Origin of the sequence: Nocardioides sp. PD653-B2, from assembly GCF_002117935.1 — a bacterium.
In the GTDB taxonomy this organism is placed as follows: domain Bacteria; phylum Actinomycetota; class Actinomycetes; order Propionibacteriales; family Nocardioidaceae; genus Nocardioides.
The window spans coordinates 48,133-73,449 of record NZ_BDJE01000037.1 but is presented as its reverse complement, the minus strand read 5'-3'; the positions used below and the strand labels follow the sequence as shown (position 1 = coordinate 73,449).

Annotated in this window: 23 protein-coding genes and 3 tRNA genes; 13 read left to right on the top strand and 13 right to left on the bottom strand. The window is 71.3% G+C overall.

Annotated elements, in window-relative coordinates; translation table 11 throughout:
* Positions 1-79: 79 nt before the first annotated feature.
* Positions 80-1,393: an HNH endonuclease gene (locus PD653B2_RS16725; protein ID WP_085873526.1), complete on the top strand. Its 1,314-nt coding sequence runs from the start codon at positions 80-82 to the stop codon at positions 1,391-1,393.
* Here the strand turns inward: PD653B2_RS16725 and PD653B2_RS16720 are convergent.
* Positions 1,365-1,994: a GNAT family N-acetyltransferase gene (locus PD653B2_RS16720; protein WP_165763509.1), complete on the bottom strand. Its 630-nt coding sequence runs from the start codon at positions 1,992-1,994 to the stop codon at positions 1,365-1,367. The genes PD653B2_RS16725 and PD653B2_RS16720 overlap by 29 nt on opposite strands.
* 135 nt (positions 1,995-2,129) lie before the next feature.
* Between PD653B2_RS16720 and PD653B2_RS16715 the strand changes: the two genes are divergently transcribed.
* Entirely contained in the window at positions 2,130-4,904 is a 2,775-nt protein-coding gene (locus tag PD653B2_RS16715; protein WP_085873524.1) for an alpha-amylase family glycosyl hydrolase, read from the top strand.
* A gap of 38 nt (positions 4,905-4,942) precedes the next feature.
* On the opposite strand, the gene PD653B2_RS16710 is transcribed toward PD653B2_RS16715, so the two are convergent.
* Complete coding sequence (locus PD653B2_RS16710; protein ID WP_085873523.1) at positions 4,943-5,089, bottom strand: DUF1059 domain-containing protein; 147 nt, start codon at positions 5,087-5,089, stop codon at positions 4,943-4,945.
* Positions 5,090-5,170: 81 nt separating this feature from the next.
* Here PD653B2_RS16710 and PD653B2_RS16705 point away from each other — a divergent pair, with 81 nt between their 5' ends.
* Positions 5,171-5,494, top strand: a complete 324-nt coding sequence (locus PD653B2_RS16705; RefSeq protein ID WP_085873522.1) for a LapA family protein — start codon at positions 5,171-5,173, stop codon at positions 5,492-5,494.
* Positions 5,495-5,619: 125 nt separating this feature from the next.
* Here the strand turns inward: PD653B2_RS16705 and PD653B2_RS16700 are convergent.
* Positions 5,620-5,692, bottom strand: a tRNA-Arg gene (locus PD653B2_RS16700).
* Positions 5,693-6,152: 460 nt separating this feature from the next.
* On the opposite strand from PD653B2_RS16700, the gene PD653B2_RS16695 reads away from it, so the two are divergent.
* Both PD653B2_RS16695 and PD653B2_RS16690 read left to right on the top strand, forming a co-directional pair.
* On the top strand, positions 6,153-7,994 hold the full coding sequence (locus PD653B2_RS16695) for a phosphoenolpyruvate carboxykinase (GTP) (protein WP_085873521.1): 1,842 nt from the start codon (positions 6,153-6,155) through the stop codon (positions 7,992-7,994).
* Positions 7,995-8,130: 136 nt separating this feature from the next.
* Positions 8,131-9,156: a LuxR family transcriptional regulator gene (locus PD653B2_RS16690; RefSeq protein WP_085873520.1), complete on the top strand. Its 1,026-nt coding sequence runs from the start codon at positions 8,131-8,133 to the stop codon at positions 9,154-9,156.
* Between the two features lie 451 nt (positions 9,157-9,607).
* Here PD653B2_RS16690 and PD653B2_RS16685 read toward each other — a convergent pair.
* Together PD653B2_RS16685 and PD653B2_RS16680 are read right to left on the bottom strand one after the other, a co-directional pair.
* Positions 9,608-9,700, bottom strand: a tRNA-Ser gene (locus tag PD653B2_RS16685).
* A gap of 76 nt (positions 9,701-9,776) precedes the next feature.
* The gene (locus tag PD653B2_RS16680) at positions 9,777-10,247 is read right to left on the bottom strand and encodes a hypothetical protein (protein ID WP_085873519.1); all 471 of its coding nucleotides are present in this window, start codon (positions 10,245-10,247) and stop codon (positions 9,777-9,779) included.
* Positions 10,248-10,355: 108 nt separating this feature from the next.
* Between PD653B2_RS16680 and PD653B2_RS16675 the strand changes: the two genes are divergently transcribed.
* On the top strand, positions 10,356-10,739 hold the full coding sequence (locus tag PD653B2_RS16675) for a hypothetical protein (RefSeq protein ID WP_085873518.1): 384 nt from the start codon (positions 10,356-10,358) through the stop codon (positions 10,737-10,739).
* A 3-nt stretch (positions 10,740-10,742) separates the two neighbouring features.
* Here PD653B2_RS16675 and PD653B2_RS16670 read toward each other — a convergent pair.
* The 4 genes from PD653B2_RS16670 to PD653B2_RS16655 form a co-directional block, all read right to left on the bottom strand.
* Positions 10,743-10,830: transfer RNA gene (locus PD653B2_RS16670), tRNA-Ser, on the bottom strand.
* Positions 10,831-10,886: 56 nt separating this feature from the next.
* Entirely contained in the window at positions 10,887-11,117 is a 231-nt protein-coding gene (locus tag PD653B2_RS16665; protein WP_085873517.1) for a biotin/lipoyl-binding carrier protein, read from the bottom strand.
* 42 nt (positions 11,118-11,159) lie between these two features.
* Positions 11,160-12,221 (bottom strand): hypothetical protein, encoded by a 1,062-nt coding sequence (locus PD653B2_RS16660; protein WP_085873516.1) that lies wholly within the window; start codon positions 12,219-12,221, stop codon positions 11,160-11,162.
* Positions 12,222-12,232: 11 nt separating this feature from the next.
* A complete protein-coding gene (locus tag PD653B2_RS16655; RefSeq protein ID WP_085873515.1) occupies positions 12,233-12,997 on the bottom strand; it encodes a carbon-nitrogen hydrolase family protein in 765 nt (254 codons plus the stop codon).
* Positions 12,998-13,032: 35 nt separating this feature from the next.
* Between PD653B2_RS16655 and mobA the strand changes: the two genes are divergently transcribed.
* The 4 genes from mobA to PD653B2_RS16635 are packed head-to-tail and all read left to right on the top strand — an operon-like array spanning position 13,033 to position 15,614.
* Positions 13,033-13,635 carry a molybdenum cofactor guanylyltransferase gene (mobA, locus tag PD653B2_RS16650; RefSeq protein ID WP_085873514.1) on the top strand — a complete coding sequence of 201 codons (603 nt, stop codon included), beginning with the start codon at positions 13,033-13,035 and terminating at the stop codon, positions 13,633-13,635.
* Positions 13,636-13,674: 39 nt separating this feature from the next.
* A complete protein-coding gene (locus tag PD653B2_RS16645) occupies positions 13,675-14,007 on the top strand; it encodes a DUF6457 domain-containing protein (RefSeq protein WP_207559307.1) in 333 nt (110 codons plus the stop codon).
* 15 nt (positions 14,008-14,022) lie between these two features.
* Positions 14,023-15,000: an NAD(P)H-quinone oxidoreductase gene (locus tag PD653B2_RS16640; protein ID WP_085873513.1), complete on the top strand. Its 978-nt coding sequence runs from the start codon at positions 14,023-14,025 to the stop codon at positions 14,998-15,000.
* 29 nt (positions 15,001-15,029) lie between these two features.
* Complete coding sequence (locus PD653B2_RS16635) at positions 15,030-15,614, top strand: bacterial proteasome activator family protein (protein WP_085873512.1); 585 nt, start codon at positions 15,030-15,032, stop codon at positions 15,612-15,614.
* Between the two features lies 1 nt (position 15,615).
* Here PD653B2_RS16635 and PD653B2_RS16630 read toward each other — a convergent pair whose 3' ends face one another.
* From PD653B2_RS16630 to serS, 4 genes are all read right to left on the bottom strand, one after another.
* Positions 15,616-16,206 carry a hypothetical protein gene (locus PD653B2_RS16630; RefSeq protein ID WP_133058926.1) on the bottom strand — a complete coding sequence of 197 codons (591 nt, stop codon included), beginning with the start codon at positions 16,204-16,206 and terminating at the stop codon, positions 15,616-15,618.
* Positions 16,207-16,224: 18 nt separating this feature from the next.
* The gene (locus tag PD653B2_RS25715; RefSeq protein ID WP_242665318.1) at positions 16,225-17,532 is read right to left on the bottom strand and encodes an HAD-IIB family hydrolase; all 1,308 of its coding nucleotides are present in this window, start codon (positions 17,530-17,532) and stop codon (positions 16,225-16,227) included.
* Positions 17,529-18,353, bottom strand: a complete 825-nt coding sequence (locus PD653B2_RS16620) for an HAD family hydrolase (RefSeq protein WP_242665317.1) — start codon at positions 18,351-18,353, stop codon at positions 17,529-17,531. The genes PD653B2_RS25715 and PD653B2_RS16620 overlap by 4 nt, the downstream gene beginning before the upstream one ends.
* 68 nt (positions 18,354-18,421) lie before the next feature.
* Positions 18,422-19,687: a serine--tRNA ligase gene (gene serS, locus PD653B2_RS16615; protein ID WP_085873510.1), complete on the bottom strand. Its 1,266-nt coding sequence runs from the start codon at positions 19,685-19,687 to the stop codon at positions 18,422-18,424.
* Positions 19,688-19,819: 132 nt separating this feature from the next.
* Between serS and PD653B2_RS16610 the strand changes: the two genes are divergently transcribed.
* From PD653B2_RS16610 to kdpB, 3 genes are all read left to right on the top strand, one after another.
* A complete protein-coding gene (locus PD653B2_RS16610) occupies positions 19,820-21,376 on the top strand; it encodes a diacylglycerol kinase family protein (RefSeq protein WP_242665316.1) in 1,557 nt (518 codons plus the stop codon).
* 185 nt (positions 21,377-21,561) lie between these two features.
* Entirely contained in the window at positions 21,562-23,226 is a 1,665-nt protein-coding gene (gene kdpA, locus PD653B2_RS16605; RefSeq protein ID WP_085873509.1) for a potassium-transporting ATPase subunit KdpA, read from the top strand.
* Positions 23,223-25,310 (top strand): potassium-transporting ATPase subunit KdpB, encoded by a 2,088-nt coding sequence (gene kdpB / locus PD653B2_RS16600; RefSeq protein ID WP_085873508.1) that lies wholly within the window; start codon positions 23,223-23,225, stop codon positions 25,308-25,310. The genes kdpA and kdpB overlap by 4 nt, the downstream gene beginning before the upstream one ends.
* Positions 25,311-25,317: the final 7 nt, after the last annotated feature.

Genomic DNA, 25,317 nt, shown 5'->3' with positions numbered 1-25,317 from the left:
CAACAACCGGTTGAGTCCGCCTTTCGTCGAACTTCTCACCGAACCTTGCTATTCGAACGTGTGTTCGATAGACTGCGGCATGGCCGCACCCGACCTCCACACCCAGATCGCCACCCTGGCCGATCCCGGGCTGTCGGACGCCGAACGCATCACCACCATCCGCCACCTCGAGGACCTCAAGGCCCACGCCTCCGCGGTCCAGGCACAGCTCGCCGTCGACCTCGACCACTCCGTGCGCGCCCAGCACCGCGACCTGCGCCTGCCCACCCGCGACCAGGGCCGCGGCGTCGCCGCCCAGATCGCCCTGGCGCGGCGCGAGTCCCCCGCCCGCGGCGCCCGGCTCCTCGCCCTGGCCCATGCCCTGGCCGCGGAGCTGCCGCACACCCGGGCCGCCATGGCCGCCGGACTGTCCGAGTGGCGGGCCACCCTCATCGCCCGCGAAACCACCTGCCTGAGCCCCCAGGACCGCGCAGCCGTCGACCAGCAGCTGTGCGCACCCCTGCCCGACGGCACCCACCGGTACGAGAGCTGGGGCGACCGGCGCCTGGTCGCCGAGACCCAGAAGCTCGCCTACGCCCTCGACCCCGCCGCCGTGGTCAACCGGCGGTCCAAGGCAGAGACCGAACGCCGCGTCACCCTGCGCCCCGCCCCCGACACCATGGCCCAGCTCACCACCCTGCTGCCCGCCACCCAGGGCGTCGCCGTCTGGGCCACCCTCACCGCCATCGCCGACACCCAACGCGCCCACGGCGACCCGAGAACCCGCGCCCAGATCATGGCCGACACCCTCGTCGAACGCATCACCGGTCAACCCCGCGCCGACACCGTCCCGATCACCATCAACCTCGTCGTCTCCGACCAGACCCTCCTCAACAACGGATCGGAGCCCGCCTGGCTCCACGGCTACGGGCCCCTCCCACCCGACCACACCCGCGACCTCACCCAGGCCGCCATCGACCAGTCCACCGCCGCGCTCCGCCGCCTCTACGCGACCCCCGCCGCCGGCGCCCTCGTCGCCCTCGACTCGGTCGCCCGGACCTTCCCGAAAGGCCTCCGCGACCTCATCGACCTGCGCGACCGCACCTGCCGCACCCCCTACTGCGACGCCCCCATCCGCCACCACGACCACGCCGTCCCCCACGCCGCCGGCGGACCCACCACCGCACTCAACGGCCAAGGGCTCTGCGAACACTGCAACTACGCCAAACAAGCACCCGGCTGGCGCACCCGACCCATCACCGGACCACCCGGCCACCCCCACACCATGGAGACCACCACCCCGACCGGACACACCATCCGGACCACCGCACCACCCCTACCCACCCCCAGCCCACGACGCGCCCACAGCCGAGCCGAGTACCACTTCACCCAGATCCTCCTGGCCGCTGCTTGAGGACACTCGCCCCTGTCGCCGGACCGAACCACAGGTACGGCCTCGTCTCTGCGGGCAACGCCAGATCGGCCTGCCGCAGACCGTGTGCCTCGAGCGCGGCGCAGGAGGACCGCTCGTCAGGGAGGACACGAAATAGATACGTGTCGAGTGGCCAGTCCCGGCGCAACCACCCGTCAACGGAGCGGACGACGTCTTCCGCCAGTCCGGTGTCCTGCTGATCCTGGCGCACCCAGAAGGTCACCATCGCCGACGCGGCCGGGAGCACTTCCAGGAGCTCCGGGTCGGCGCCCGCGCGCCCGAGGTAGTCACGCAACGGGTTCAGGTACAGGCAGCCCAGACCCTCGTTGCGGGACGGCGTGAGGAAGGTGAAGGCGAACGCCCGGTGTGCCTGATGGTCCCGCCAGTGCTGCTCCACCTGCTCGAGGTCCTCGACCAGCGTGAAGCCGTCGACGACCCACCTTCCGTCGCTGTGGACCCGGATGACGTCGGGGCTCGCCATGTACGCCGCGTAGTCGAGCGCCGCGACATCAGCGGTCAGTGGGACGGCGACGAACCGCGGGTGCTGCAGCCCACGCGGGACCAGGGCGTCTTCGGCGAGCACGCTCCACCTCCTCGTTGCCACGACACGCTAGTGACCTCCCGAGATCAACCGACCAGAGGAGCCTTGCCCCGCGACGACGCGTCGCTCTAGGTTGGCCTTCATCGTGATCCAGATCACGTTCTCGGGAGGGGCGTCATGCGCATTCGACACACCGCACCGCTGGTAGCCGCGCTGGCGGTCGGTCTCACGGTCCTGGCGGCGCCGGCGGCGGTCGCCGGCCCGTCGTCGTCCGGTGGCGGCTACGCCCGGCACGCGCTGCGGCCCGCGCTGACCGACCAGGACTTCTACTTCGTCATGAGCGACCGGTTCGCCAACGGCGACCCCGCCAACGACGAGGGCGGCCTGGCCGGTGACAAGAACGTGACGGGCTTCGACCCGACCGGCAAGGGCTACTACAACGGCGGCGACCTGAAGGGCCTCACCTCGAAGCTCGACTACATCCAGGGGCTCGGCACCGACGCGATCTGGCTGACGCCGATCTTCAAGAACAAGGCGGTCCAGCTGGAGGACGGACCGTCGGCGGGCTACCACGGCTACTGGATCACCGACTTCACCCAGGTCGACCCGCACCTCGGCACCAACGCGGACCTCGCCGACCTCGTCGACGCGGCGCACGCCAAGGGGATGAAGGTCTTCTTCGACATCATCACCAACCACACGGCTGACGTGATCGGCTACCAGCAGGGCGACCGGACGGCGTACGTCTCCAAGGACGCCCGGCCCTACACCGACGCGGACGGCGACGCCTTCGACGACCGCGACTACGCCGGCGGCTCGGAGTTCCCAGCCCAGTTCCCCGCGCTCGACGCAGCGACCTCGTTCCCCTACGTCCCCGTGCTCGACCCGGACGAGGAGGACCTCAAGGTCCCCGCGTGGCTCAACGACGTGCGGAACTACCACAACCGCGGCAACACGACCTTCACCGGCGAGGACAGCCAGTACGGCGACTTCTTCGGCCTCGACGACCTCTTCACCGAGAAGCCCGAGGTCGTCGACGGCATGATCGACATCTACCGGACCTGGGTCGAGGACTTCGACATCGACGGCTTCCGGATCGACACCATGAAGCATGTCGACGACGCGTTCTGGCGGCAGTTCGGCCCGACCATGCAGCAGATCGCGGCCAGCGACGGCAACGACGACTTCTTCATGTTCGGCGAGGTCGCCCTCGACGGCAGCGACGCGGCGGCCAAGGCGTTCACCTCGCACTACACGACCACCGACCACATGCAGGCGATCCTCGACTTCCCCTTCCAGGACGCCGCCCGCGGCTTCGCGTCCCGGGGGCTGGGCAACCAGCGGTTGGCGCGGTTCTTCCGCAACGACGACTGGTACACCGACCACGACTCGAACGCCTACGAGCTGCCGACGTTCCTGGGCAACCACGACATGGGGCGGTTCGGCTACTTCCTCGAGACCGACAACCCCGACGCCGACGCCGCCGAGCTGCTCGCCCGGGACCGGCTCGCGCACCAGCTCATGTACTTCTCCCGCGGCAACCCGGTCGTCTACTACGGCGACGAGCAGGGCTTCACCGGCACGGGCGGCGACCAGCTCGCCCGGCAGACCATGTTCGCCAGCCAGGTGCCGGAGTACATGGACGACGAGCAGATCGGCTCCGACCGCACCGGCGCGGACGACAACTTCGTCACCGACAGCCCCATGTACAAGACCATCGCCGATCTCGCGGACGTCACCGCGCAGTACCCGGCCCTGCGCAACGGCGCCATGCAGGTCCGTACGGCGTCAGCCGGGCCCGGCGTCTTCGCGTTCTCCCGGATCGACCGGCAGCACCGCACGGAGTTCGTCGTCGCTCTCAACAACAGCGAGCAGGCGGTGACCACGAAGGTGCCGACCTACCTCGACGGGACGAAGATGCGCCGCGTCTACGGCTCCGGCGACCCGACGGCCCCGCTCGACCGGCAGGGCCGCGTCACGGTCACCGTGCCCGCCCTCTCGACGGTCGTCTACACGTCCGTCGGGCGGATCCCCAGGTCGGCCCGGGCGCCGAGGATCACCCTCGCGAAGCCGACGCCGGCCGCGGCGTCGAACGGCCGGATGCACGTGCGCGCGACCGTCCACGGCTCGTCGTTCTACGAGGTCACCTTCCAGCGCCGGATCGGGGACTCCGGCCGCTGGCGGACCATCGGCGTCGACGACTCCGCGCCGTACCAGGTCTTCCACGACACCGCCGCCCAGCTGCTGCCGGGCGACCGGGTCAGCTACCGCGCGGCCGTCCTCGACAACGCCGGACACACCCGCGGCAGCGAGATCGAGAAGGTCCGGGTGCCGGCCCGCCGGCTCACGGTCGTGGCGCCCGCGGACGGCGGGACGGTCGCGAACATCGACCCGGTCACCGTCAGCGCGACGGTCGACCCGGAGCTGCCGACCCAGTCGGTGACGTTCCAGCGCAGCGTGGAGGGCGGGCCGTGGACGGACCTCGGCACCGACAGCTCGTCGCCCGTGTACGTCGCGACCGACGACGTCGAGGACCTGCCGCTCGGGACGTCGGTGCGCTACCGAGCGATCCTGGCGGAGCAGGGCCTGCCGACCGTGACCAGCGCCCCGGTGCGGGTGACGACGGCGAAGCCGACACCCGCCGTCGACTCGGTGACCGTGGCCGGCAGCCTCCAGTCCGAGCTCGGCTGCCCGGCCGACTGGGACCCGGCGTGCGCCGCCACCCACCTCGCCTTCGACGACACCGACGGCCAGTGGCACGGCACCTTCACGCTGCCGCCCGGCTCCTACGAGTGGAAGGTCGCGATCGACGACGCGTGGGACACCAACTACGGCGCCGGCGGGGCCAGCGGCGGGAGCAACCTGGTCCTCGACGTGCCGGAGGGCGGCGCGACGTACGTCTTCAGCTGGGACCAGGTGACGCACGAGCCCTCGGTGGCGCCGGCGACCTGACCCACGGGAGCACCGCCCCCACCTGCCTGACGCGAGGGTCAGGTCGCGATGAAGAGGATCTCGTCGCGTCCGTACGACATGCCGGGGTGCTCCGCGGCCAGGTGCTGCTGGGTCAGCTCGACGAGCTCGTCCTCGTCGGCAGCCGTGATGGTCGTGCCGCACGGGCACGTCAGCCGGGTCTTCATGGGTCCAGCCTAGGCGTGATCCGGTGGAGAGCCGCCACCGCACGGACGGCTAGGGTCCGCCGCCAGCGGGTACGGTCAGGCATGACCGATCCCACGCCCGACCCCTCGCTCGACCCGGCGCCCGACACCGAGACCACCCCGCCGCCCGCGGACCCGCTGCGCCCCTCGCGCACGAGCGGCGCCTGGATCGGCGTCGTCGCCCTGGCTGTGGTGCTCATCCTGCTCGTCATCTTCATCGCGCAGAACACCCAGGACGTGCATGTGTCGTTCCTCGGCTGGGACGGCGAGGCGCCACTCGCGGTCACCCTCATGGTCGCCGCGGTCGGCGGCATCGTGCTGACCGCGGTCGCCGGCTCCCTGCGGATCTTCCAGCTGCGGCGGCGGGTCCGGAGCACCCGCTCCTGAAGACCGGGACGGCCGACGCGAGCGCGCCGGTCGGTCGACCACCAGGACCCAGACCCGGACAAAGCAGAAGGCCGGACCCGAGTTCTGGGTCCGGCCTGTCCGGGATCTCCTGAGAGATCACACTGCGCGCCTGTAGGGATTCGAACCCCAAACCTTCTGATCCGTAGTCAGATGCTCTATCCGTTGAGCTACAGGCGCCCTTCGCACACTCGCGTGAACGACTGGTCGAGGATAGCCGACCCTCGCGGGGTGGACGAAATCAGTGCACCCGTCGACCCCGGAGCACCGGGTCCTGGCGACCGTCGACGACGCCGTGCTGATCGCCCGACGACCCGACGAAGTCACGCCCCCCGCGGCGCGATTCTTTGACCTCGAAAAGCCCTAAGCAGAGCCGATTCCGGAGCTAATTGGCGGGGTGTGACGCGGCCCATAGAGCGTTGAACGATCCAATGTGTCGTGCCCAAACTAGGGGGGTACTGTCGCCCCCAACCCGAGGCCGGGCGCATGTTCCAGCGCCACCTCCGGGGCTACAAAAGTCGCCGACAACGACGCCGTGCGATCCACAGCTACTCCACGACACACCGTCGATACGCTCGATGGCCGGCGACGCCGGGCCCGGCCCGGAGAAGACCGCGAATGCGCGAGAGGGAACAGCCAGATGGCAGACGTTGACGAGGCACTGGATGCCGCAGGGCTCACCAACCAGAAGGTCCGGGAGTACATCCGCTACTACGCGGACCTCACCGGCGCCGACCGCATCGAGGTGGTCTCGGCCGCTGACGACGCGCGGCTGATCGAGGAGGCCCTGGAGGCCGGCGAGCTCGAGCCGGCCGGCGAGGGGTGCTACTACTCCCGCAGCTACCACAAGGACACCGCGCGCTCCGAGGAGCGCACGATCGTGGCCACGAGCAACCCCGACGACAAGGGCGTCTACAACAACTGGCGCCCGGCCTCGGAGATGAAGCCGCTCCTGGAGGACCGCATGCGCGGCGCCTCGGTCGGCAAGACGATGTACGTCATCCCCTACCTGATGTCCCCTCCGGGCAACGCGCTCGAGCCGTGGGCCGCGGGTGTCGAGCTGACCGACGCGCGCACCGTCGTGCTGCACATGATCCGGATGTCGCGCGTGGGCGTCGAGTTCGTCAACGACCTCGAGGACCAGAACAGCTTCGTGCGAGCGGTCCACGTGACCGGCGACCTGGAGAACCTCGGCCAGGGCACCGACGAGGACCAGCGCTACTTCGTGACCGTCGCTGACGAGCGCACGATCCTCCACTTCGGCTCGTCGTACGGCGGCAACGCGCTGCTGGGCAAGATCGCCCACGGCCTGCGCCAGGCGGCGTACGACGGCTGGGCGTCGGAGAAGTTCCTCGCCGAGCAGTACATGCTCATCGGGATCCACGACAAGGAGACCGGCAAGACGTACCACATCTGCGGCGGCTTCCCGAGCGCCTCGGGCAAGACCAACCTCGCGATGATGCTGGCCCCCGACGCCCTCGGCGACCGCTACCACGTCTCCTTCTACGGCGACGACATCGCGTGGCTGTGGGTCGACGAGGAGGACGGCAAGCTCTACGGGATGAACCCGGAGTACGGCGTCTTCGGCGTCGCCAAGGACACCAACGAGGTCACCAACCCGACCGCGCTGCAGTCGGTCGCCCACGGCACCGGCACCATCTTCACGAACATCGCCTACAACCCGAAGACCCAGGAGGTCTGGTGGGAGGGCAAGACGAAGGAGCCGCCGGCCGACACCGACGGCTGGCTCGACTGGCGAGGCGCCCCGATCGCCGACCGCGAGGAGGGCGACGACCTGCCGTGGGCGCACCCGAACAGCCGCTTCACCACGACGCTCGACAACGTCCCCAACATCGCGCCCGACTACAACGCCGCCAAGGGCGTGCCGATCGACGCGATCATCTTCGGCGGCCGCACCCGTGACCGCGAGCCGCTGATCCGCGCGATCACCGACCTCGCCGAGGGCGTGTACGACGGTCTCACACTGGGCGCCGAGGCCACGGCTGCGGCCGAGGGTGTCGAGGGCCAGCTGCGCTACGACCCGATGTCGAACCGGCCCTTCATGGCCTACGGCGAAGGCGACTACGCGGCTCACTACCTGAAGATCATCGGCGCCGCGAAGGAGCAGCCGATCTTCGCGCACGTGAACTGGTTCCAGCGCGATCCCGAGGACGGCCACTTCCTGTGGCACGGCTACCGCGACAACCTGCGCCCGCTGCTCTGGCTCCTGCAGCTCAAGAACGGCGAGGTGAAGGGCCGCGAGACCCCGGTCGGCATCATCCCGACCGAGGACGAGCTGGTCCTCACCGGGATGAGCACCAAGCCGGAGGACCTCGCCAAGATCCTCACGATCGACGTGGACCGCTGGAAGCAGGAGATGGGCTTCCGCGAGGAGCACCTCAAGCAGTTCGACCGTCTCCCCGAGGAGATCTGGGTGGCCCACCGTCGCGTCGCCGCAGCGCTGGAGAACGACGAGGGCTGAGGCCGCCACCGTCACCGACCCACCAGAGAAGGCCCCGTCCGGACCCGGACGGGGCCTTCTCTGTTGGCGCGCTGTGGAATCATCAGCCCATCAGCTTCGGCGCGCATGGGGGCTCGGGCAGGAAGGGGATGGCTGCGTGGAGACCTACGGGGCCGATGATCGTGCACTCTTCGAGTCCGAGGGACGCGAGCTCTACGAGCAGATCGTGATCACCGGCGGCCTCTCCGCCACCGACGCACGGATCCAGGAGGGCGGCAAGCTCCAGGCCGCGCTCGCCCTGCTGCTCCAGATGGGCCTCGTGCACCTGACCGCCGACGCGTCGCGGTGGGAGGCGGAGGATCCCAGCACCGTCCAGTCACGCGTCGTCACGCCGCTGAGCAGCGAGGCGGCCCGGCTCCTCGACGAGTCCTCGCAGTGGGCGCACGCGTTCGGCGCCCTCAACCACGCCTGGCGGCGTGCTCCGCACACGGTCGCCACCGGCCCGTTCACCTACCTGCCGCGCGACGCGATCGACCCCTACATCGCCGGGCTCGTCTCCGACTGCGAGGAGGAGGTGCTCACCGCGCAGCCACAGGCGATCCGCGACCTGCGGCTGATGCCCACCAGCGTCCTGCGCGACACCGCGCTCCTCGAGCGGGGGGCCCGGATCCGCACGCTCTACCAGCACAGCGCCCGGCGCAACAACGTGACCCGCAAGTACGTCGCGGCCGTCACCGAGCGCGGGGGCGAGGTGCGCACCCTCGACGAGTTCTTCAACCGGATGATCGTCTTCGACCGCCGGGTGGCGATCATCCCGAGCAAGGAGACCCACAACATCGCGCTCGTCGTGCACGAGCCGTCGGTCGTCGCCTACCTGGTCGACGTCTTCGAGCGGTCCTGGGCGCGCGGGCGCCCCTTCACCAGCCGCGAGGCGCCGGTGATGAAGGACATCGCGACCGAGCAGCGGTCGATGACCCTGCGGATGCTCATCGAGGGCCACTCCGACCCGGTGTCCGCGAAGCGGCTCGGGGTCAGCCCGCGCACCTACGCGGGCTACGTCGCCGACCTCAAGGAGGAGTTCGAGGCGGAGACCCGCTTCCAGCTCGGCTACACGATCGGCCGTCAGGGCCTCACCGGTCACGACGACGACGGGGATGACGCCGTCGACACGCCGGACGGCTGAGCGGACCCCCGCAGACACGACGAAAGGGCAGCGACATGGTCGCTGCCCTTCGTCGTGGTAGGTCGAGCCGGGCCGGGGGGGTGGCACTGGGACCGAACAAGTGGGGGGTGAGTTGGGTCCCCGGCTCGACCACGTTGTGGTGCGAGATCAGCGGGTGCTGCGCCCCCAGCTGGTGTCTGCGTGTGCCGGGGCCGAGATCCCCAGCAGGCCGATGCTCATGGTCGCTGCGACGAGCGCAACGGCGACCTTGCGTGCAATGTTCATAGTCCCTCTCCACCTTCTGCGTCATCGGGCCCCACGGACGACCCGGTGGCACAAGTGTGGGCGCGGAGGAGCCGATCCATCGAGCGAATGACTGCCTCACAAATGTGCATTGCACATTCCTGCAGTGCAGGTGTTTGCAAGCGGACATGCCGAAGCCCCCTCGCGAGTGTTCGCAGAGGGGGCTCACTGGCGGAGGCGGCGGGATTTGAACCCGCGAGAGGGGATTACCCTCAACCCGCTTAGCAGGCGGGCGCCATAAACCGGGCTAGGCGACGCCTCCCCGACAGCGAGCACAGGCTACAAGGCGACCTCGCGAGACTGCCAACCAGGGCAGCCCCGCCCGGTCCGGGCGGGAATCAGAGCGGGCGCAGGCCCTGGCCGCGCTGCAGGTGGGCCCGCAGGTCACGGACGAACTCCTCGCGGTCCGCGGCCAGCGCGGTGACCGGGATGGTCGTCGTCCGCCCGTCGACGAGCTTGAGCACGACGACCGGCTGACCGCCCGGCGAGGTGGTCACCGCCTCGGCGACCTCGGTCCACCCGGCGGCCGCGACCCCGACGCCGCGGACCAGGCGGACCCGGTAGCCCTCCGGCCCCAGGTGCACGACGGCCACCCGCCGGGTCAGCAGGTAGCCGGCGGCGAGCACCCCGGCGACGCCGAGCACCGCCAGCACCAGCACCAGGTCGGCGGGGAGTCCCACGGCGACCAGCGCGGTCGCCGCGAAGAGCAGCACGGCCAGGCCGACGAGCAGGCCGCCGACGAGCCGGGCGCCGTAGGTCGGCGCGAGCCGATAGTCGGACACCGGGTCGTCGGAGTGGTCGCCAGGCATGGCTTGATTGAACAAGACACCGCATTGGGGGCGGTCACCGGGTTGTCGGGAGACCCCGGCGGGGTGACACTCGGAGTTCACCCTCCTCCGTGCCGCCGGGAGGCTTCGATGACCGTCACCAGCTCCGGGATGACCACCGCCCTGCACGGCCTCCAGCAGGCCCTCGACGCCCCGCGCCAGCCCACGGCCGCACTCGGCAGCTGGCGCTGGGCCGTCCGCCAGCGGATGGCCGCCGTCCGCGACGTGCTCGTCGCCGAGGCGGCCACCCCCGGCGAGGGCTCGCTGGCCGCGCGCGAGGGCACGATGCTCCGCGAGCGGACCGCCCTGCTCAGCCGGCTGAGCGCCCTCGGACCCCAGGTGCTCGAGAGCCCCCGGGTCGAGCAGGTCCGAGGCGAGCTGCACCGGCTGGCGGTCGATATCGCCCGGCACGGGCAGCGGCTCCACGACCTGGCGTACGACGAGGTCGAGCTGGAGCTCGGCGGCTCCGAGTAGACCTGGCAGAGGGGGCGGGATTCGAACCCGCGGTAGGTCTCCCTACGACCGCTTTCAAGGCGGTTCCGATCGGCCGCTCCGGCACCCCTCCGTGCCCGGACCCGCGGGTCCGGTGCAGGCACGAGTCTAAAGGGCCGCGCGGAGTCGTCAGTGCAGGATCTCGACGAGCACGTCGCCCTCCTGGACGACGTCACCGGGCGCGACCTTGATCGCCCGCACCGTGCCCGGGGCCTCGACCAGGACCGGGATCTCCATCTTCATCGACTCCAGGAGCACCACGGTGTCACCCGGCGCGACCGGGTCGCCGACAGCCACGCTCACGCTCATCACGTTGGCGACCATCTCGGCGACGATCTCGGTGACCTGTTCACGAGCCATGCTGCGAACCTAGCCGTTACCGACAGGTACTCGTCACTCGCCCTAGAGGAGCGGACGGGTGCGAGCCGGTTCGGGCCGGAGCGCCCCCGCCTCCTCGGCCCGGCGACCGCGGCGACCGCGGGGACCGGTGATCGCGAGGTCGAGGCGGATCACGGCGAAGCCGATCAGCAGCCCGACGACGACGCCGTACAGGACCGACAGGCCGCTCTCGACCAGCGTGATCGACGGGTTCACCAACGCGTTCGCGACCGGGATGGTCGCGGCGACCCCGAAGGCGCAGACCCACCAGCCCTGACGGCGCCGGGCCCGCATGTGGGTGCCCCAGGCGAGGGCCGGGATGCCGAGGACCGTCTCGATCGGGCGCGGGAAGGCGCCGAGGTTGTCCCGGCTCCAGGCCACGACGTCGAGCAGGTTGTCGACCAGCGTGGGGGTGCCGTAGCGGCGCAGGATCTCGGCGTACACCAGGGTCAGCGCGAGCACGGCGGTCCCGATCAGGACCGTCATCGCGCCGCGGCGGCCCAGCCCGTGGAGCCCGGCGCCGAGGCGGTAGACGACCGTCAGGGCGCCGAGGAGGGCCAGCCCGAGGGTGACGTACTCGAACCGGGCCACGGTGACCACCGGCTCGAAGCCGACCGTGGCCAGCGCGCCCACCGCCGCGATCAGCACGGCGATCACGACCTCGCGGACGGCGTGCACGAAGCGGACGGCCGGGACCGTCGCCATCACGGCCAGCACCGCCGAGACGACACAGGTCAAGACGGCGGCACCGGTCCGCAGGGAGTCGTCGTCGCTGACCACCACGACCACACCGAGCACGAGCGCGACGAAGCCGACGACCACGGGCCGGCCGCCGGTGCGGGCGGCGAGCGCCCAGGAGTACGCCGTGACGATCGCGACCGAGCCCGCGCCGCACAGGTAGCCCTGCCCCTGGTCGGCCACGCATGCGGCCAGCGCGCCGAGGCCCGCGGCCACGATCAGCACCCAGGCGACCACCGGCGCGCGCGAGCTGGCGATGCGCTCGGCCCGGGCCTGCAGGTCCAGGCCGCCGAGCTCGCGCCGCGACACCGGCCGCTCGGCTCGACGACGCGGGGCGGACCTGGACACGTCGAGGAAGGTTACAGACGCCGGTTGGCCAGCGAGGGGTTGGTCCTCCGCGCCGTGTCGAGGCTCTCGCGCTCCAGCGTCGCGGTGAGCACCGCGGCGTCGGCGCCGGCCTCGACGAGCACGTCGCCGAGGGGGTCCACGACCATCGAGTGGCCGGTGTAGCGCGGCCCGGGCTGGCCGACCGCGACCACGAACACGGTGTTCTCCACGGCCCGGGCCGTCACCAGGGTGCGCCAGTGGTCGACCTTGCGCGGGCCCGCGACCCAGGCCGCCGACACCACGAGGACCTCGGCGCCGGCGTCGACGAGCGCGCGAGCGAGCTCGGGGAAGCGCAGGTCGTAACAGGTCATCAGGCCGACCGCGAAGCCGCCGACCTCGACCACGGCGGGCTCGAGGGGGCCGGCGCTGAGCCGGTCGGACTCCCGGTAGCCGAAGGAGTCGTAGAGGTGGATCTTGCGGTACGACGCCGCGGCCGTGCCACGGGCCACGAGCGTGTTGAACGGGCGCTCGGGGTCGCTGCCGGACTCGAACATCCCGGCCACCACGGTGGTGCCGCGCTCGGCGGCCACGCGCGCGACCTCCGTGGCGAAGGCGCCGTCGAGCGGCTCGGCGTACGGCCCGACGTCGGAGCCGGCCTCGCCGAAGTCCCGGGCGAACGCCTCCGGGAAGACCACCAGGTCGGTGTCCGTCGGGGTCAGCTCGCCGAGGAGCGCCCGGTTCGAGGCCGGCTCGAGGCCGGACGCGTGCTGCACGAGGGTGACGGTGAGGGTGGACACAGCCCTAGCCTGCCAGCAGTGGGAGACTCCGGGACATGGTGCTCCCCGCAGACCCAGGCGACTACGGGCCCGGCTTCTGCGCGGTGCTGCTCGCCGGCGGCCGCGCGGTCCGGCTGGACGGCGCCGACAAGGCCTCGGTGGAGTACCTCGGGCGCACCCTGCTCGAGCACGCCATCGAGGCGCTGGTGGACGCCTCCGAGGTGGTCGTGGTGGGCGACCCGGTGCCGACCACGCGGCCGGTGACCTTCACCCGCGAGAACCCGCGGTACGGCGGCCCGGTCGCCGCCCTGCTCACGGGCCGCGACGCCCTGGTCCGGGAGCCGACCACCCTCGGCGTGCTCGCCGTGGACATGCCCTGGGTGAGCCCGTGGACGTTCCGCCGCCTGCACGAGGCCGCGGCCGGGCACGACGGCGCCTTCCTGACCGACGCGTCCGGGCGGCGCCAGCTGGCCGGCGTTCTCGACGCCGCGGTGCTCGACCGGATCCGGCCCGACCACGAGGGCCAGCACGCGATGGCGCTGCACCGGCTGATCGGCGGCCTCGACCTGGCCGACGTCGCACCGGAGGCCGACGAGGGTCGCGATGTCGACACGTGGGCCGACCTGCGGGACCTCCAGGCCGACCCGCCGGGGCTCTAGGGGTTGCGAATGCGTGGTGGTTCCGGGAAATCTGTCCCCGTGAACCTCCACGACTGGATCGACGAAGTGAGTGACCTGCTCGACGTCGACACCGAGGTCGACGAAGGGCTGGTGCTGGACCTGGCCCGGGTCGCGGCCCACAACGTGGCCCGACCGGCGGCGCCGATCACCACCTACCTCCTCGGCTACGCGGCCGGCTCTCGGGACGCCGACCCGGAGATGATCGAGGCGCTCGCGTCCCGGGTCCAGGCGCTCGCCGACGGCTGGGACCGGCCGGCCGACGCGCCGGACCCCGTCGTCGACGGCGTCGAGGTCGACGTGCCCGACGACAGCGGGGTCGACCACACCGGCGAGACCTTCGACGAGGACTGACCTAGGCTCGCAGCCATGCGTGCTGTGATCGCCGACGGTGCCGGCGGCCCCGAAGTCCTGTCCGTGGGCGAGCTGCCCGACCCCACGCCGGGGCCGGGTGAGGTCGTCCTCGACGTGGTCGCGGCCGGGCTGAACCGGGCCGACCTGCTGCAGCGACAGGGCCTCTACCCCCCGCCGCCCGGCGCCTCCCCGGTGATCGGGATGGAGTGCAGCGGCACGGTCGCGGCGCTCGGCGAGGGCGTCACCGGCTGGAGCGTCGGCGACCCGGCGTGCGCACTGCTCGCCGGGGGCGGGTACGCCGAGAAGGTCGCCGTACCGGCCGGCCAGCTGATGCCGGTGCCGGACGGCGTCGACCTGGTCCACGCGGCCGCGCTGCCCGAGGTGGCGGCCACCGTGTGGTCGAACGTCTTCATGGTCGCGGGGCTCAAGCCGCACGAGACGTTCCTCGTGCACGGTGGGGCGGGCGGCATCGGCACCTTCGCGATCCAGCTCGCCCACCAGCTCGGCGCGACGGTGCTGACCACGGCCGGCACCGCCGAGAAACTCGCCGCCTGCGCGGCGCTCGGCGCCGACGTGACGATCAACTACCGCGACCAGGACTTCGTCGAGGTCGTGCGAGAGGCCACCGACGGGTACGGCGCGGACGTCGTCCTCGACAACATGGGGGCGAAGTACCTCGGCCGCAACGTCGACGTCCTCGCCATCGAGGGCCGGCTGGTCATCATCGGGATGCAGGGCGGCTCGAAGGGCGAGCTCGACATCAACACGCTGCTGCGCAAGCGCGGCGCGGTGATCGCGACGGCGCTGCGCTCCCGCCCGGTCGACGAGAAGTCCGCGATCTGCGCCTCCGTCGTCGAGCACGTCTGGCCGCTGGTCTCCGCCGGGCTCGTGCGGCCCGTGGTGCACGGCACCATGCCGCTCGAGGACGTGGCAGCCGCGCACGCCCTGATGGAGTCGGGCGAGCACAGCGGCAAGATCCTCCTGACGATCTGAGGTCGCTGGCCGGCGGATACCGTGGGCCCATGAGCGAGCAGCCGGACACGCAGGAGCAGCACGTCGTGATCATCGGGCCGGACGGCCAGCCGATCGGCGCCGTGCCCGCCTCCGCCCTCCAGGGCCAGGGCGCCGACCCGGGCGACGCGGAGGAGGGGAGCTCGATCACCGACCTGGTCGAGCAGCCCGCCAAGGTGATGCGGATCGGGAGCATGATCCGCCAGCTGCTCGAGGAGGTGAAGGCCGCGCCCCTCGACGAGGCGAGCCGCAACCGGCTCAAGGAGATCCACCAGGCCTCGATCAAGGAGCTCGAGGCCGGCCTGGCGCCCGAGCTGGTCGAGGAGCTGGAGCGGCTGACCCTGCCGTTCGGCGAGGACGCCACGCCGTCCGACGGCGAGCTGCGGATCGCCCAGGCCCAGCTGGTCGGCTGGCTCGAGGGGCTCTTCCACGGCATCCAGACCGCGATCTACGCCCAGCAGATGGCGTCGCGGGCGCAGTTCGAGCAGATCCGGCGCGCACTGCCGCAGGGCATGGCGCCACCCCAGGCCGGGGCCGGCGAGCAGGGCGGGCAACAGCCCGCGGCGCCCGGCGACTCGGGCGGGATGTACCTGTAGCTCAGGCCCGACGCCGGTCGAGGCCGGCCGCGAGACCGAGGCCGAGCAGGCCCACGATCACCAGCGCCAGGCCCGGCGCTGCGACCCGCTCCAGGCTGGTCGGCGCGCCGGCCACCCGGGTGAAGGTCGCCGTGTCCGGCTCCGGGGGGGTCGGTGCCCGGCCCTCACCGAGGAGTCGCACGAGCCGGGCCACCCGGGCCTCGGTGGCCTCGGCGGTGCCGCTGGCGGCCGCCGTGGAGAGGTCCTCGCCGCTCGTGAAGAAGACGTACGGCGAGCCCGTCGCCAGGTCCGGGAGGCCGCACGCCCGGGCCGCACGGTCGGTGGTGACCGAGACCTCCGGGATGTCGACGTCGCCCTTGTAGACCCGGTCGACGGCGACGGTGTAGACGACCTGGTCGCCCTCCCGCGCACGGTCGGTCACCGAGCCGGTGAAGACGTCGTCGGCGTCCATGGTGTGGGTCTGGATCGACGCGCCGTCGTCGGGACAGCGCGGCGCCGCGGCCGTGGCTGCGGGAGTGCCGAGGGCGACGGCACCCGACCCGGCGAGCAGCAGGGCGGCCGTCAGGAGTCGGAGGTGGCGGGTCACGGACACGACACCCATCTCAACAGATCACAGGTTGAAGACACCAGCCAGCACCTGCGCGACGCCGTCCTCGTCGTGCCCGGGCGCGACGTGGTCGGCGGCCTCGACGACGGTGGGGTGGGCGTCGGCCATGGCGTACGACGTGCCGGCCCAGGTGAGCATCGGCAGGTCGTTGGGCATGTCACCGAACGCGATCACGTCGGCCGCGTCGACGCCGACGTCGGCGCACAGCAGCTCGAGGGTCGAGGCCTTGGTGACGCCCGGCGCGCTGATCTCGAGCAGCGAGGTCGCCGACGACCAGGTGATGACCAGGCGTCCGTCGACGGCCGCCTCGGCGAGGTCCCAGAACTCCTGGGGGCCGAGCTCCTCGTGGCGGGCGAGCAGCTTGACCGCCGGCTGGTCGAAGAGCTCCTCCACCGGGCCGCGCCGGGCCCCATCGGGGACCGGGTGCCGCTCGAGGAACTCCGGCTCGAGGCCGATGCCGTCGAGGGTCTCGACCGCGAACGTCGTGCCGGGGACCGCCTCGCGCAGCAGGGCGCAGACGTCCAGGCCGAGCTCGGGCTCGATCGGGCGGAGCAGGTGCACGTCGTGGCGGGCGACGTCCCAGACGAGCGCGCCGTTGGAGACGACGGCGAGGCCGTGCTCGCCGACGTACTCGAAGACCTCCTCGGCCCAGCGCAGCGGCCGGCCCGTGACGAAGACGACGGGGACGCCGAGCCGCTCGACCGCCAGCAGCACGTCGTGGGTGTAGCCCGACACGGTGCCGTCCGAGCGGACCAGGGTGCCGTCGAGGTCGGTGGCGACCAGCCGCGGGCGCGAGGCCCGCCGCGGTCGGGCCTCGATGAACGTGGTGCCCGGCAGGGGGCGGGCCATCACCAGCTCTCCGTCGTCGTTGGCGCCGCGCAGCTCGGTGAAGCCGCACTTCGCGAGCACCCGGATGCTGGCCCTGTTGGTCGGCACGACGCTGGCGCGGACGCGTACGCCGGCCGCGTCGGCCTCGGCGAGCAGCGCCGTGAGCGCCTCGGTCGCGAAGCCCCAGCCGCGGGCCTCCTCGACCAGGCCGTAGCCGACCTCGGCCTCCGGCACGCCGTCGGGCGCCGGCTCGGGCGGGCCGAAGAACCCGATCGAGCCCAGGGCCGTGGCGCCGCGCACGATGTGCCGCGGCGCCCAGGGGTCACCCGGGTGGTAGACCGTCGCGGCGTCGCGGTCGTCCGGGCGCGGGTAGTCGCGGTGCCAGCCCGCGCGGCTGCGGCCGGCCCGGATGTCGGCCGCCTCGTCGGGCGTCCAGAGTGGCAGGGTCAGCCGCTCGGTGGTGACCACCGCGGGGAGGGTCATCCGAAGAACTTGTCGAGCTCGGTCGCCAGGCCGTCCTCGTAGACGCTGCCGGTCACGTCGTCCGCGGCGGCGATGACCTCCTCGATCGCCTGGCCCATGGCCACCCCGCGGTGCGCCCACGCGAACATCTCGAGGTCGTTGCGGCCGTCGCCGACCGCCAGGGCGTCGTCGGCGGTCAGGCCGAGCTGGTCGGCGACGTGCTGGAGGCCGGACGCCTTCGAGACGCCGACCGGGGCCAGGTCGAGCCAGGCGGTCCAGCCGACGACGTAGCTGGTGCCGTGCAGGCCGAGCTCCGCGGCCAGCTTCACGAAGTCGTCGGCGGTCGACGCCGGGTCGCGGATGATCACCCGGCTCACCTCGTTGGCCAGCAGGTCGCCCATCTCGGTCAGGATCATGTCGCCCGACAGCTCACCCTCGGGGAAGTGCGAGTTCACCCGGTAGCCGACCCCGCGCTCCTCGATCGCCACCAGGGCGGTCGGGTGCCGGTCGAGGATCGCCTCGACCGCCGGGCGGGCGTCGAACTTCTCCTCGTGCACGACGTCGAGCGGCGGGTAGCGGAACACGACGGCGCCGTTGGACGCCACGATCCAGAGCCGGTCCCGGCCGGGACCGTGGAGCTCGAGCAGGTCGGCGACCTCGGTCATGCCGTGCGGCGAGCGGCCGCTGGCGAGGACCACGTGGGCGCCGGCGTCGAGCGCCCGGCCCACGGCGGCCTTCACCGCCGGTGAGATCTCCTCACGGGTGGTGCCGCCGCCGTCGATCCACTTGAGGATGGTGCCGTCGATGTCGAGCGCGACCAGTCGTGGTGTCCACTCAGTCACTGGGTCAGTCGCTGGGTCAGTCACGGGGTCCGTCACTGGGTCCGTCACGGGGTCCGTCACGGGGTCCGTCACGGGGCGACCGGCTCCAGGACCTCGCGTCCGCCGAGCCAGGGCTGGAGCGCCTTCGGCACCCGGACCGAGCCGTCGGCCTGCTGGTGCGTCTCGAGGATCGCGACGATCGTGCGGGTCATGGCACACAGCGTGCCGTTGAGGGTGGCCACTGGTTTGATGTCCGATCCGAACCGCCCGCGGGTGTCGAGGCGCCGGGTCTGGAAGTCGGTGCAGTTGGACGTCGAGGTCAGCTCGCGGTACTTGCCCTGCGTCGGGATCCACGCCTCGCAGTCGTACTTGCGGGCGGCAGAGAGTCCCAGGTCTCCGGCAGCGACATCGATGACGCGATAGGCCAGCTCGAGCTTGTCGAGGAACGACTTCTCCCAGTTGAGCAGGCGCAGGTGCTCCGCGCTCGCGTCCTCGAGCGTCGTGTAGACGAACATCTCGACCTTGTCGAACCAGTGCACCCGGATGATGCCCTTGGTGTCCTTGCCGTGCGAGCCGGCCTCCTTGCGGAAGCACGGGCTGAAGGCCGCGTAGCGCAGGGGGAGCTTGGCACCGTCGAGGATCTCGTCGGAGTGGTAGGCCGCCATCGGGACCTCCGAGGTCCCGACGAGGTACATGTCCTGGCCCTCGATGCGGTAGACGTCGTCGGCCGCCTGGCCGAGGAAGCCGGTGCCCTCCATCGCCCGGGGCTTGACCATCGAAGGAGGAATGACCTGGGTGAAGCCGGCCTCGCGCGCTTGTTCCATCGCCAGGTTGATCAGGGCGAACTCGAGCTCAGCACCGACGCCGGTGAGAAAGTAGAAGCGCGAACCGGATACTTTGGCGCCCCGCTCGATGTCGATCGCTCCGAGAAGCTTGCCCAGCTCGATGTGGTCTCTCGGCTCGAAGTCGAACTCGCGAGGCGTTCCGACCGTCTCGATGAGTACGAAGTCGTCCTCGCCCCCTGCAGGGGCATCGTCGGCGACGTTGGGAATCGCCTTGAGAGCTCGATCCCACTCCTGCTCAGCCGAGCTGAGGTCGGCTTGATAGGCCTTGACGTCGTTCGAGATCTCCTTGGTCGTGCTGAGCAGGACCGACTTCTCGGCAGGGGCGGCCTTCTTGATCTTGAGGCCGATCTCTTTTTGCTGAGCACGCTTCTGCTCGAACTTCTGGATCGAGCCCTTGCGCCTTCCGTCGGCGGCAAGTGCGTCGTCGACGACGGTGGTGGGCATCCCACGCTTGTGGAGGGAGCGCCTCACGCGGTCGGGTTCGTCTCGGAGGATGCGGGGGTCGATCATGAGGTCAGGCTATCGGGGCGGCGACACGGGACGCTCCCGAGATGGCGCTGGCTGGGGACGACGGGCGCCCGGGCGGCATACTTCTGGCGACCAGACCTCTCCGAAGGGACCCGTGTGCTCGACCGACCTCGCGTGATCTCTCTCGCCTGGGCCGCGCTGTGCTTCGTGCTCTTCACGCTGATGTCGCTCGCGGTTGTCCACGGCTGGGGCTCGCTGACCTCCCTGGACCACCGCGGTGAGCACGTCGAGACGTGGGCGGTGGACTCCCCCTGGGCGCGCCGGCCGCTGAACGTGATCGAGGACGTCTTCGGGACCCTCGGGATGACGATCCTCACGGCGGTGCTCGCGGTCTTCATGTTCGCGCGCAAGCACCGGCGCGTGGCGTACTTCACCGTCGGCGTCATGGTCGTCACCTCGGTCGCGACCACGCTCCTCAAGGTGGCGATCGACCGGGTCCGGCCGCCGTGGCAGAACCCCGACGAGTTCCTGCACAGCCTCTCCTTCCCGTCCGGCCACGCCTCCTCGGTCGCTGCGCTCGGCGGGGTCGTCATCGTGCTCGTGTCGATGCTGGTGCGGCGCGCCAACGTTCGGCGACCGGCGTACGTCGCGGTGGTGCTGGTCGTCCTCCTGGTCGGTGCCGACCGGATCCTGCTCGGTCGCCACTACCCGAGCGACGTGCTCGGCGGCTACCTGCTCGGCGTCGGGGTCGTGCTGCTGGGCCTCGTCGTCTACACCCCGCTGCCGCGCAGCCACGCCGCCAGCGTCGAGCCGCTGCCGGAGGTCTACGTCTCCGAGCGGCAGCTCGCGGTGATCCTGAACCCGATCAAGGTCGAGGACGTCGGGCAGTTCAAGGCGATCGTCGCGGCGATGGCGCGCGAGGCCGGCTGGTCGACGCCGAGCTGGCACTACACCACCATCGAGGACCCGGGCACCGGCATGGCGGCGGCCGCCTCGGTCGCCGGGGCCGACCTGGTGCTGGTCTGCGGGGGTGACGGCACCGTCCGCGAGGTGTGCGCCGAGCTCGCCGGCACCGGCATCCCGGTGGGCATCGTGCCGGCGGGCACCGGCAACCTGCTCGCCCGCAACCTCGACATCCCCCTCTACATCCGGGCCGCGATCGACGTCGCGCTCACCGGGCAGGACCGCGCCATCGACCTGGTCAAGGTCTCCGGTGACGGCTTCGAGCCCACCCACTTCATGGTGATGGCCGGGATGGGCTTCGACGCCGCGATCATGGAGGGCGTCAACGAGGACATCAAGAAGCGGGTCGGCTGGCTCGCCTACGTGCTCTCCGCGCTGAAGTCGCTGATGTTCCCGGCCGTGAAGGTCGAGGTGTCGATCGACGGAGGAGACTTCACCAGCCACCGGGCCCGCACGGTCGTGGTCGGCAACGTCGGCTTCCTGCAGGCCGGCATGCCGCTGCTGCCCGACGCCGCGATCGACGACGGCGTCCTCGACGTGGTGCTGCTGCACCCCCGCAAGTTCCTGTCCTGGATCCCGCTGGCCTACCGGGTGCTGGCCCGCCGCCCGCGCACCGACGACCTGGTCAACCGGATGACCGGCCACACGATCGTCGTCCGGGCCGCCACCGACACCCCCCGCCAGCTCGACGGCGACTCGATCGGGCCCGGCCGGGAGCTGCGCATGGAGTGCATCCACGGGCGGCTGCTCGTCCGCGTGCCTCGCTGACGCAACGGTCGTTCTCCGTCAAGAACCGGCCCAGGACCGTCAAGGAGCCGTCAAGGGACTCCGCCCCGGGGCCGCGTCACGGCTACCAAGGAGGACGTGGCTGACGTCGTCTTCGTGCTCCTGACCCTCGTGGCCTTCGGCCTGCTCGCCGTGCTGGTGGGCTTCCTGGACCGGAGGTCGTCCCGGTGAGCTCGTTCGCTCCCGCCCTCGGCCAGGTCGCCGTGCTGGTCCTCGCCCTGGCGATCGCCGTCCCGCTGCTCGGCCGCTACCTCGCCCACGTCTACACGTCGCCGAAGCACCTCGCGGTCGAGCGGGCGTCGTACCGGGTGCTGCGCGTCGACCCCGACGCCGACCAGCACTGGCGCACGTACGCGATGTCGGTGCTCGGCTTCTCGCTGATGGGCGTCCTCCTGCTCTTCGGTCTCGGCCGTCTCCAGGACCACCTGCCGCTCTCGCTGGGCTTCCCGGGCCTCCCGTCCGACGGTGCCTGGAACACCGCCGTCTCGTTCGTGACGAACACGAACTGGCAGTGGTACTCCGGCGAGGCGACCACCGGCCACCTGATGCAGATGTCGGGCCTCACCGTCCAGAACTTCGTCTCCGCCGGCGTCGGCATGGCCGTCGCGGCGGCGTTCGCCCGTGCCCTGTCCCGCAACCGCCAGGAGGGGCGGATCGGCAACTTCTGGACCGACCTGGTCCGCACCGTCCTCCGGGTGCTGCTGCCGATCTCGCTGGTCGCCGCCGTCGTGCTGGTGCTCCTCGGCGTCGTGCAGAACTTCCTCGAGCCGGTGGTCGTGCACACGCTCACCGGCGGGGTGCAGGACATCACCGGCGGGCCGGTCGCCAGCCAGGAGGCCATCAAGGAGCTCGGCACCAACGGTGGGGGCTTCTACAACGCCAACTCCGCCCACCCCTTCGAGAACCCCACCCCCGTCAGCGACATCGTCGAGATCTTCCTGCTCCTGGTCATCCCGTTCGCGATGGCCTGGGCCTTCGGCATCATCGTGGGCGACCGCCGCCAGGGCGGCGCGATCCTCGCGGTGATGGCCGTCCTGTGGGGCGCCGCCGTCGGGCTGCTCACCTGGGCGGAGATGGCCGCTCCCGGGACCGCACCCGGTCTCGCCGGCGGGGCGATGGAGGGCAAGGAGGTCCGCTTCGGCGAGGCCGCGTCCGCGCTCTTCGCCTCGTCGACCACCGGCACGTCCACCGGTGCCGTCAACGCGATGCACGACTCCCTGACCGCTCCCGGCGGCGGCGTCGCGCTGTTCAACATGATGCTGGGCGAGGTCGCACCCGGCGGCGTCGGCTCGGGCCTGTACGGGATGCTGATGCTGGCCGTGGTCACGGTCTTCCTCGCCGGCCTGATGGTCGGCCGCACGCCGGAGTACCTCGGCAAGAAGATCGGCCAGCGCGAGATCTCGTTGGTCGCGTTCTACGTGCTCACCACCCCGGTGCTGGTGCTGGTCGGCGGCGCGATCGGGCTCACCGCCGCCGACGGACTCGCCGGCCTGCTGAACAGCGGGCCGCACGGGCTCTCCGAGGGCCTGTACGCCGTCACCTCGGCCTCGAACAACAACGGCTCGGCGTTCGCCGGCATCACCTCGGGCACGCCGTTCTGGAACACGCTGCTCGGCCTGTGCATGCTGTTCGGCCGGTTCCTGCCGATGGTCTTCGTCCTCGCCCTGGCCGGCCTGTTCGCCCGGAGCCAGAAGCTCCCGCCCAGCGCCGGCACCCTGCCCACCCACCGGCCACTCTTCGTGGTCCTCCTCTCGGGCGTCGCCGTCGTCGTGGTCGGCTTGACCTACGTCCCGGTGCTCGTCCTCGGCCCGATCGTGGAGTCCCTGTCGTGAACGTCCACCACCCCGCGCCGGTACGGCGCTCCCTCGGCAGCCAGCTCGTCGAGGCGCTGCCCGCTGCCCTGCGCAAGCTCGACCCGCGCGAGGTCGCGGCCTCCCCCGTGATGCTCGTCGTCGAGATCGGCGCCGCGGCCACCACCGTGATGTCCGTCCTCGACCCGAGCACGATGGCCGTCGGCGTCACGATTTGGCTGTGGCTGACCGTGCTGTTCGGCACCCTGGCCGAGGCCGTGGCCGAGGGCCGCGGCAAGGCCCAGGCCGCCAGCCTGCGCGCACTCCAGCAGGAGACGACCGCACGCCGTGTCCGCGGCAGCAGCGACCAGCTGAGGTACACCGGCAACCTGGCCGCCCTCCAGGTGGACCAGGTCCCCAGCACCTCCCTGCGGGCCGGCGACGTGGTGGTCGTCGAGGCCGGCGAGCGGATCCCCGGTGACGGCGACGTCATCGAGGGGGTCGCGTCGGTCGACGAGTCGGCGGTCACCGGGGAGTCGGCGCCCGTGATCCGCGAGTCGGGGGGTGACCGCTCCGCGGTCACCGGCGGCACGGTCGTGCTGTCCGACCGGATCGTCGTCCGGATCACCTCCGGGCCGGGCCAGTCCTTCGTGGACCGGATGATCGCCCTGGTCGAGGGGTCCGAGCGCCAGCGCACACCCAACGAGATCGCGCTGAACATCCTGCTCACCGCGCTCACCGCGATCTTCGTCGTGGTCGTCGGGACGCTCTACTACTACGCCGACTACAGCGGCACCAACCCGTCGTGGGTCGTCCTCACCGCCCTGCTCGTCTGCCTCGTCCCGACGACGATCGGCGCGCTGCTCTCGGCCATCGGCATCGCCGGGATGGACCGGCTGGTGCGGCGCAACGTGCTGGCGATGTCGGGCCGCGCGGTCGAGGCCGCGGGCGACGTCGACGTGCTGCTGCTCGACAAGACCGGCACCATCACCTACGGCAACCGGCAGGCCACCGAGCTGCTCCGGCTCGACGGGGTGACCCTCGAGGAGCTCGCTCGGGCGGCGCTGCTGTCGTCGATGGCCGACGAGACCCCCGAGGGCCGCAGCATCGTCACCCTCGTGCGCGCTCGGTACGGCGGGATCGACGACTCCGGCTCGGACCGCGGCGCCCTGGTCCCGTTCTCCGCGACCACCCGGATGAGCGGCCTCGACCTCCCCGACCGGGTGATCCGCAAGGGCGCCGCCAGTGCCGTCGCCCACTGGGTGCACAGCACCGGCGTCCCCGCGGCGGAGACCTCCGGCGGTGAGCTCACCGTCCTCGTCGACGGGGTCAGTGCGTCGGGAGGCACCCCGCTCGTCGTCGCCGAGCAGGTCGGGTCGCGGCCCGCCCGGGTGCTCGGCGTGATCCACCTCAAGGACGTGGTCAAGGAGGGCATCCGCGAGCGGTTCGACGAGATGCGCACCATGGGCATCCGCACGGTCATGATCACCGGCGACAACGCCATCACCGCCCGCGCGATCGCCGAGGAGGCGGGCGTCGACGACTTCCTCGCCGAGGCGACGCCCGAGGACAAGATGGCGCTGATCCGCAGGGAGCAGACCGGCGGGCGGCTGGTCGCGATGTGCGGCGACGGCACCAACGACGCACCGGCGCTCGCCCAGGCCGACGTCGGGGTCGCGATGAACACCGGGACCATGGCGGCCAAGGAGGCCGGCAACATGGTCGACCTCGACTCCGACCCGACCAAGCTGATCGACATCGTGGAGATCGGCAAGCAGCTGCTGATCACCCGCGGGGCGCTCACGACCTTCTCGATCGCCAACGACATCGCGAAGTACTTCGCGATCCTGCCGGCGATGTTCGTGGTCGCGTTCCCGGGTCTCGACGTCCTCGACATCATGCAGCTCTCGAGCCCGGAGTCCGCGATCCTCTCGGCCGTGGTGTTCAACGCCCTGGTCATCGTCGCGCTGATCCCGCTGTCCCTGCGCGGGGTCCGCTACCAGCCGTCCTCGGCGGCCGACCTGCTCCGCCGCAACCTGCTCGTCTACGGCGTCGGCGGCCTGATCTCACCCTTCATGGGCATCAAGCTGCTCGACCTCGTCATCTCGCTGATCCCCGGCCTCTAGAAAGCAG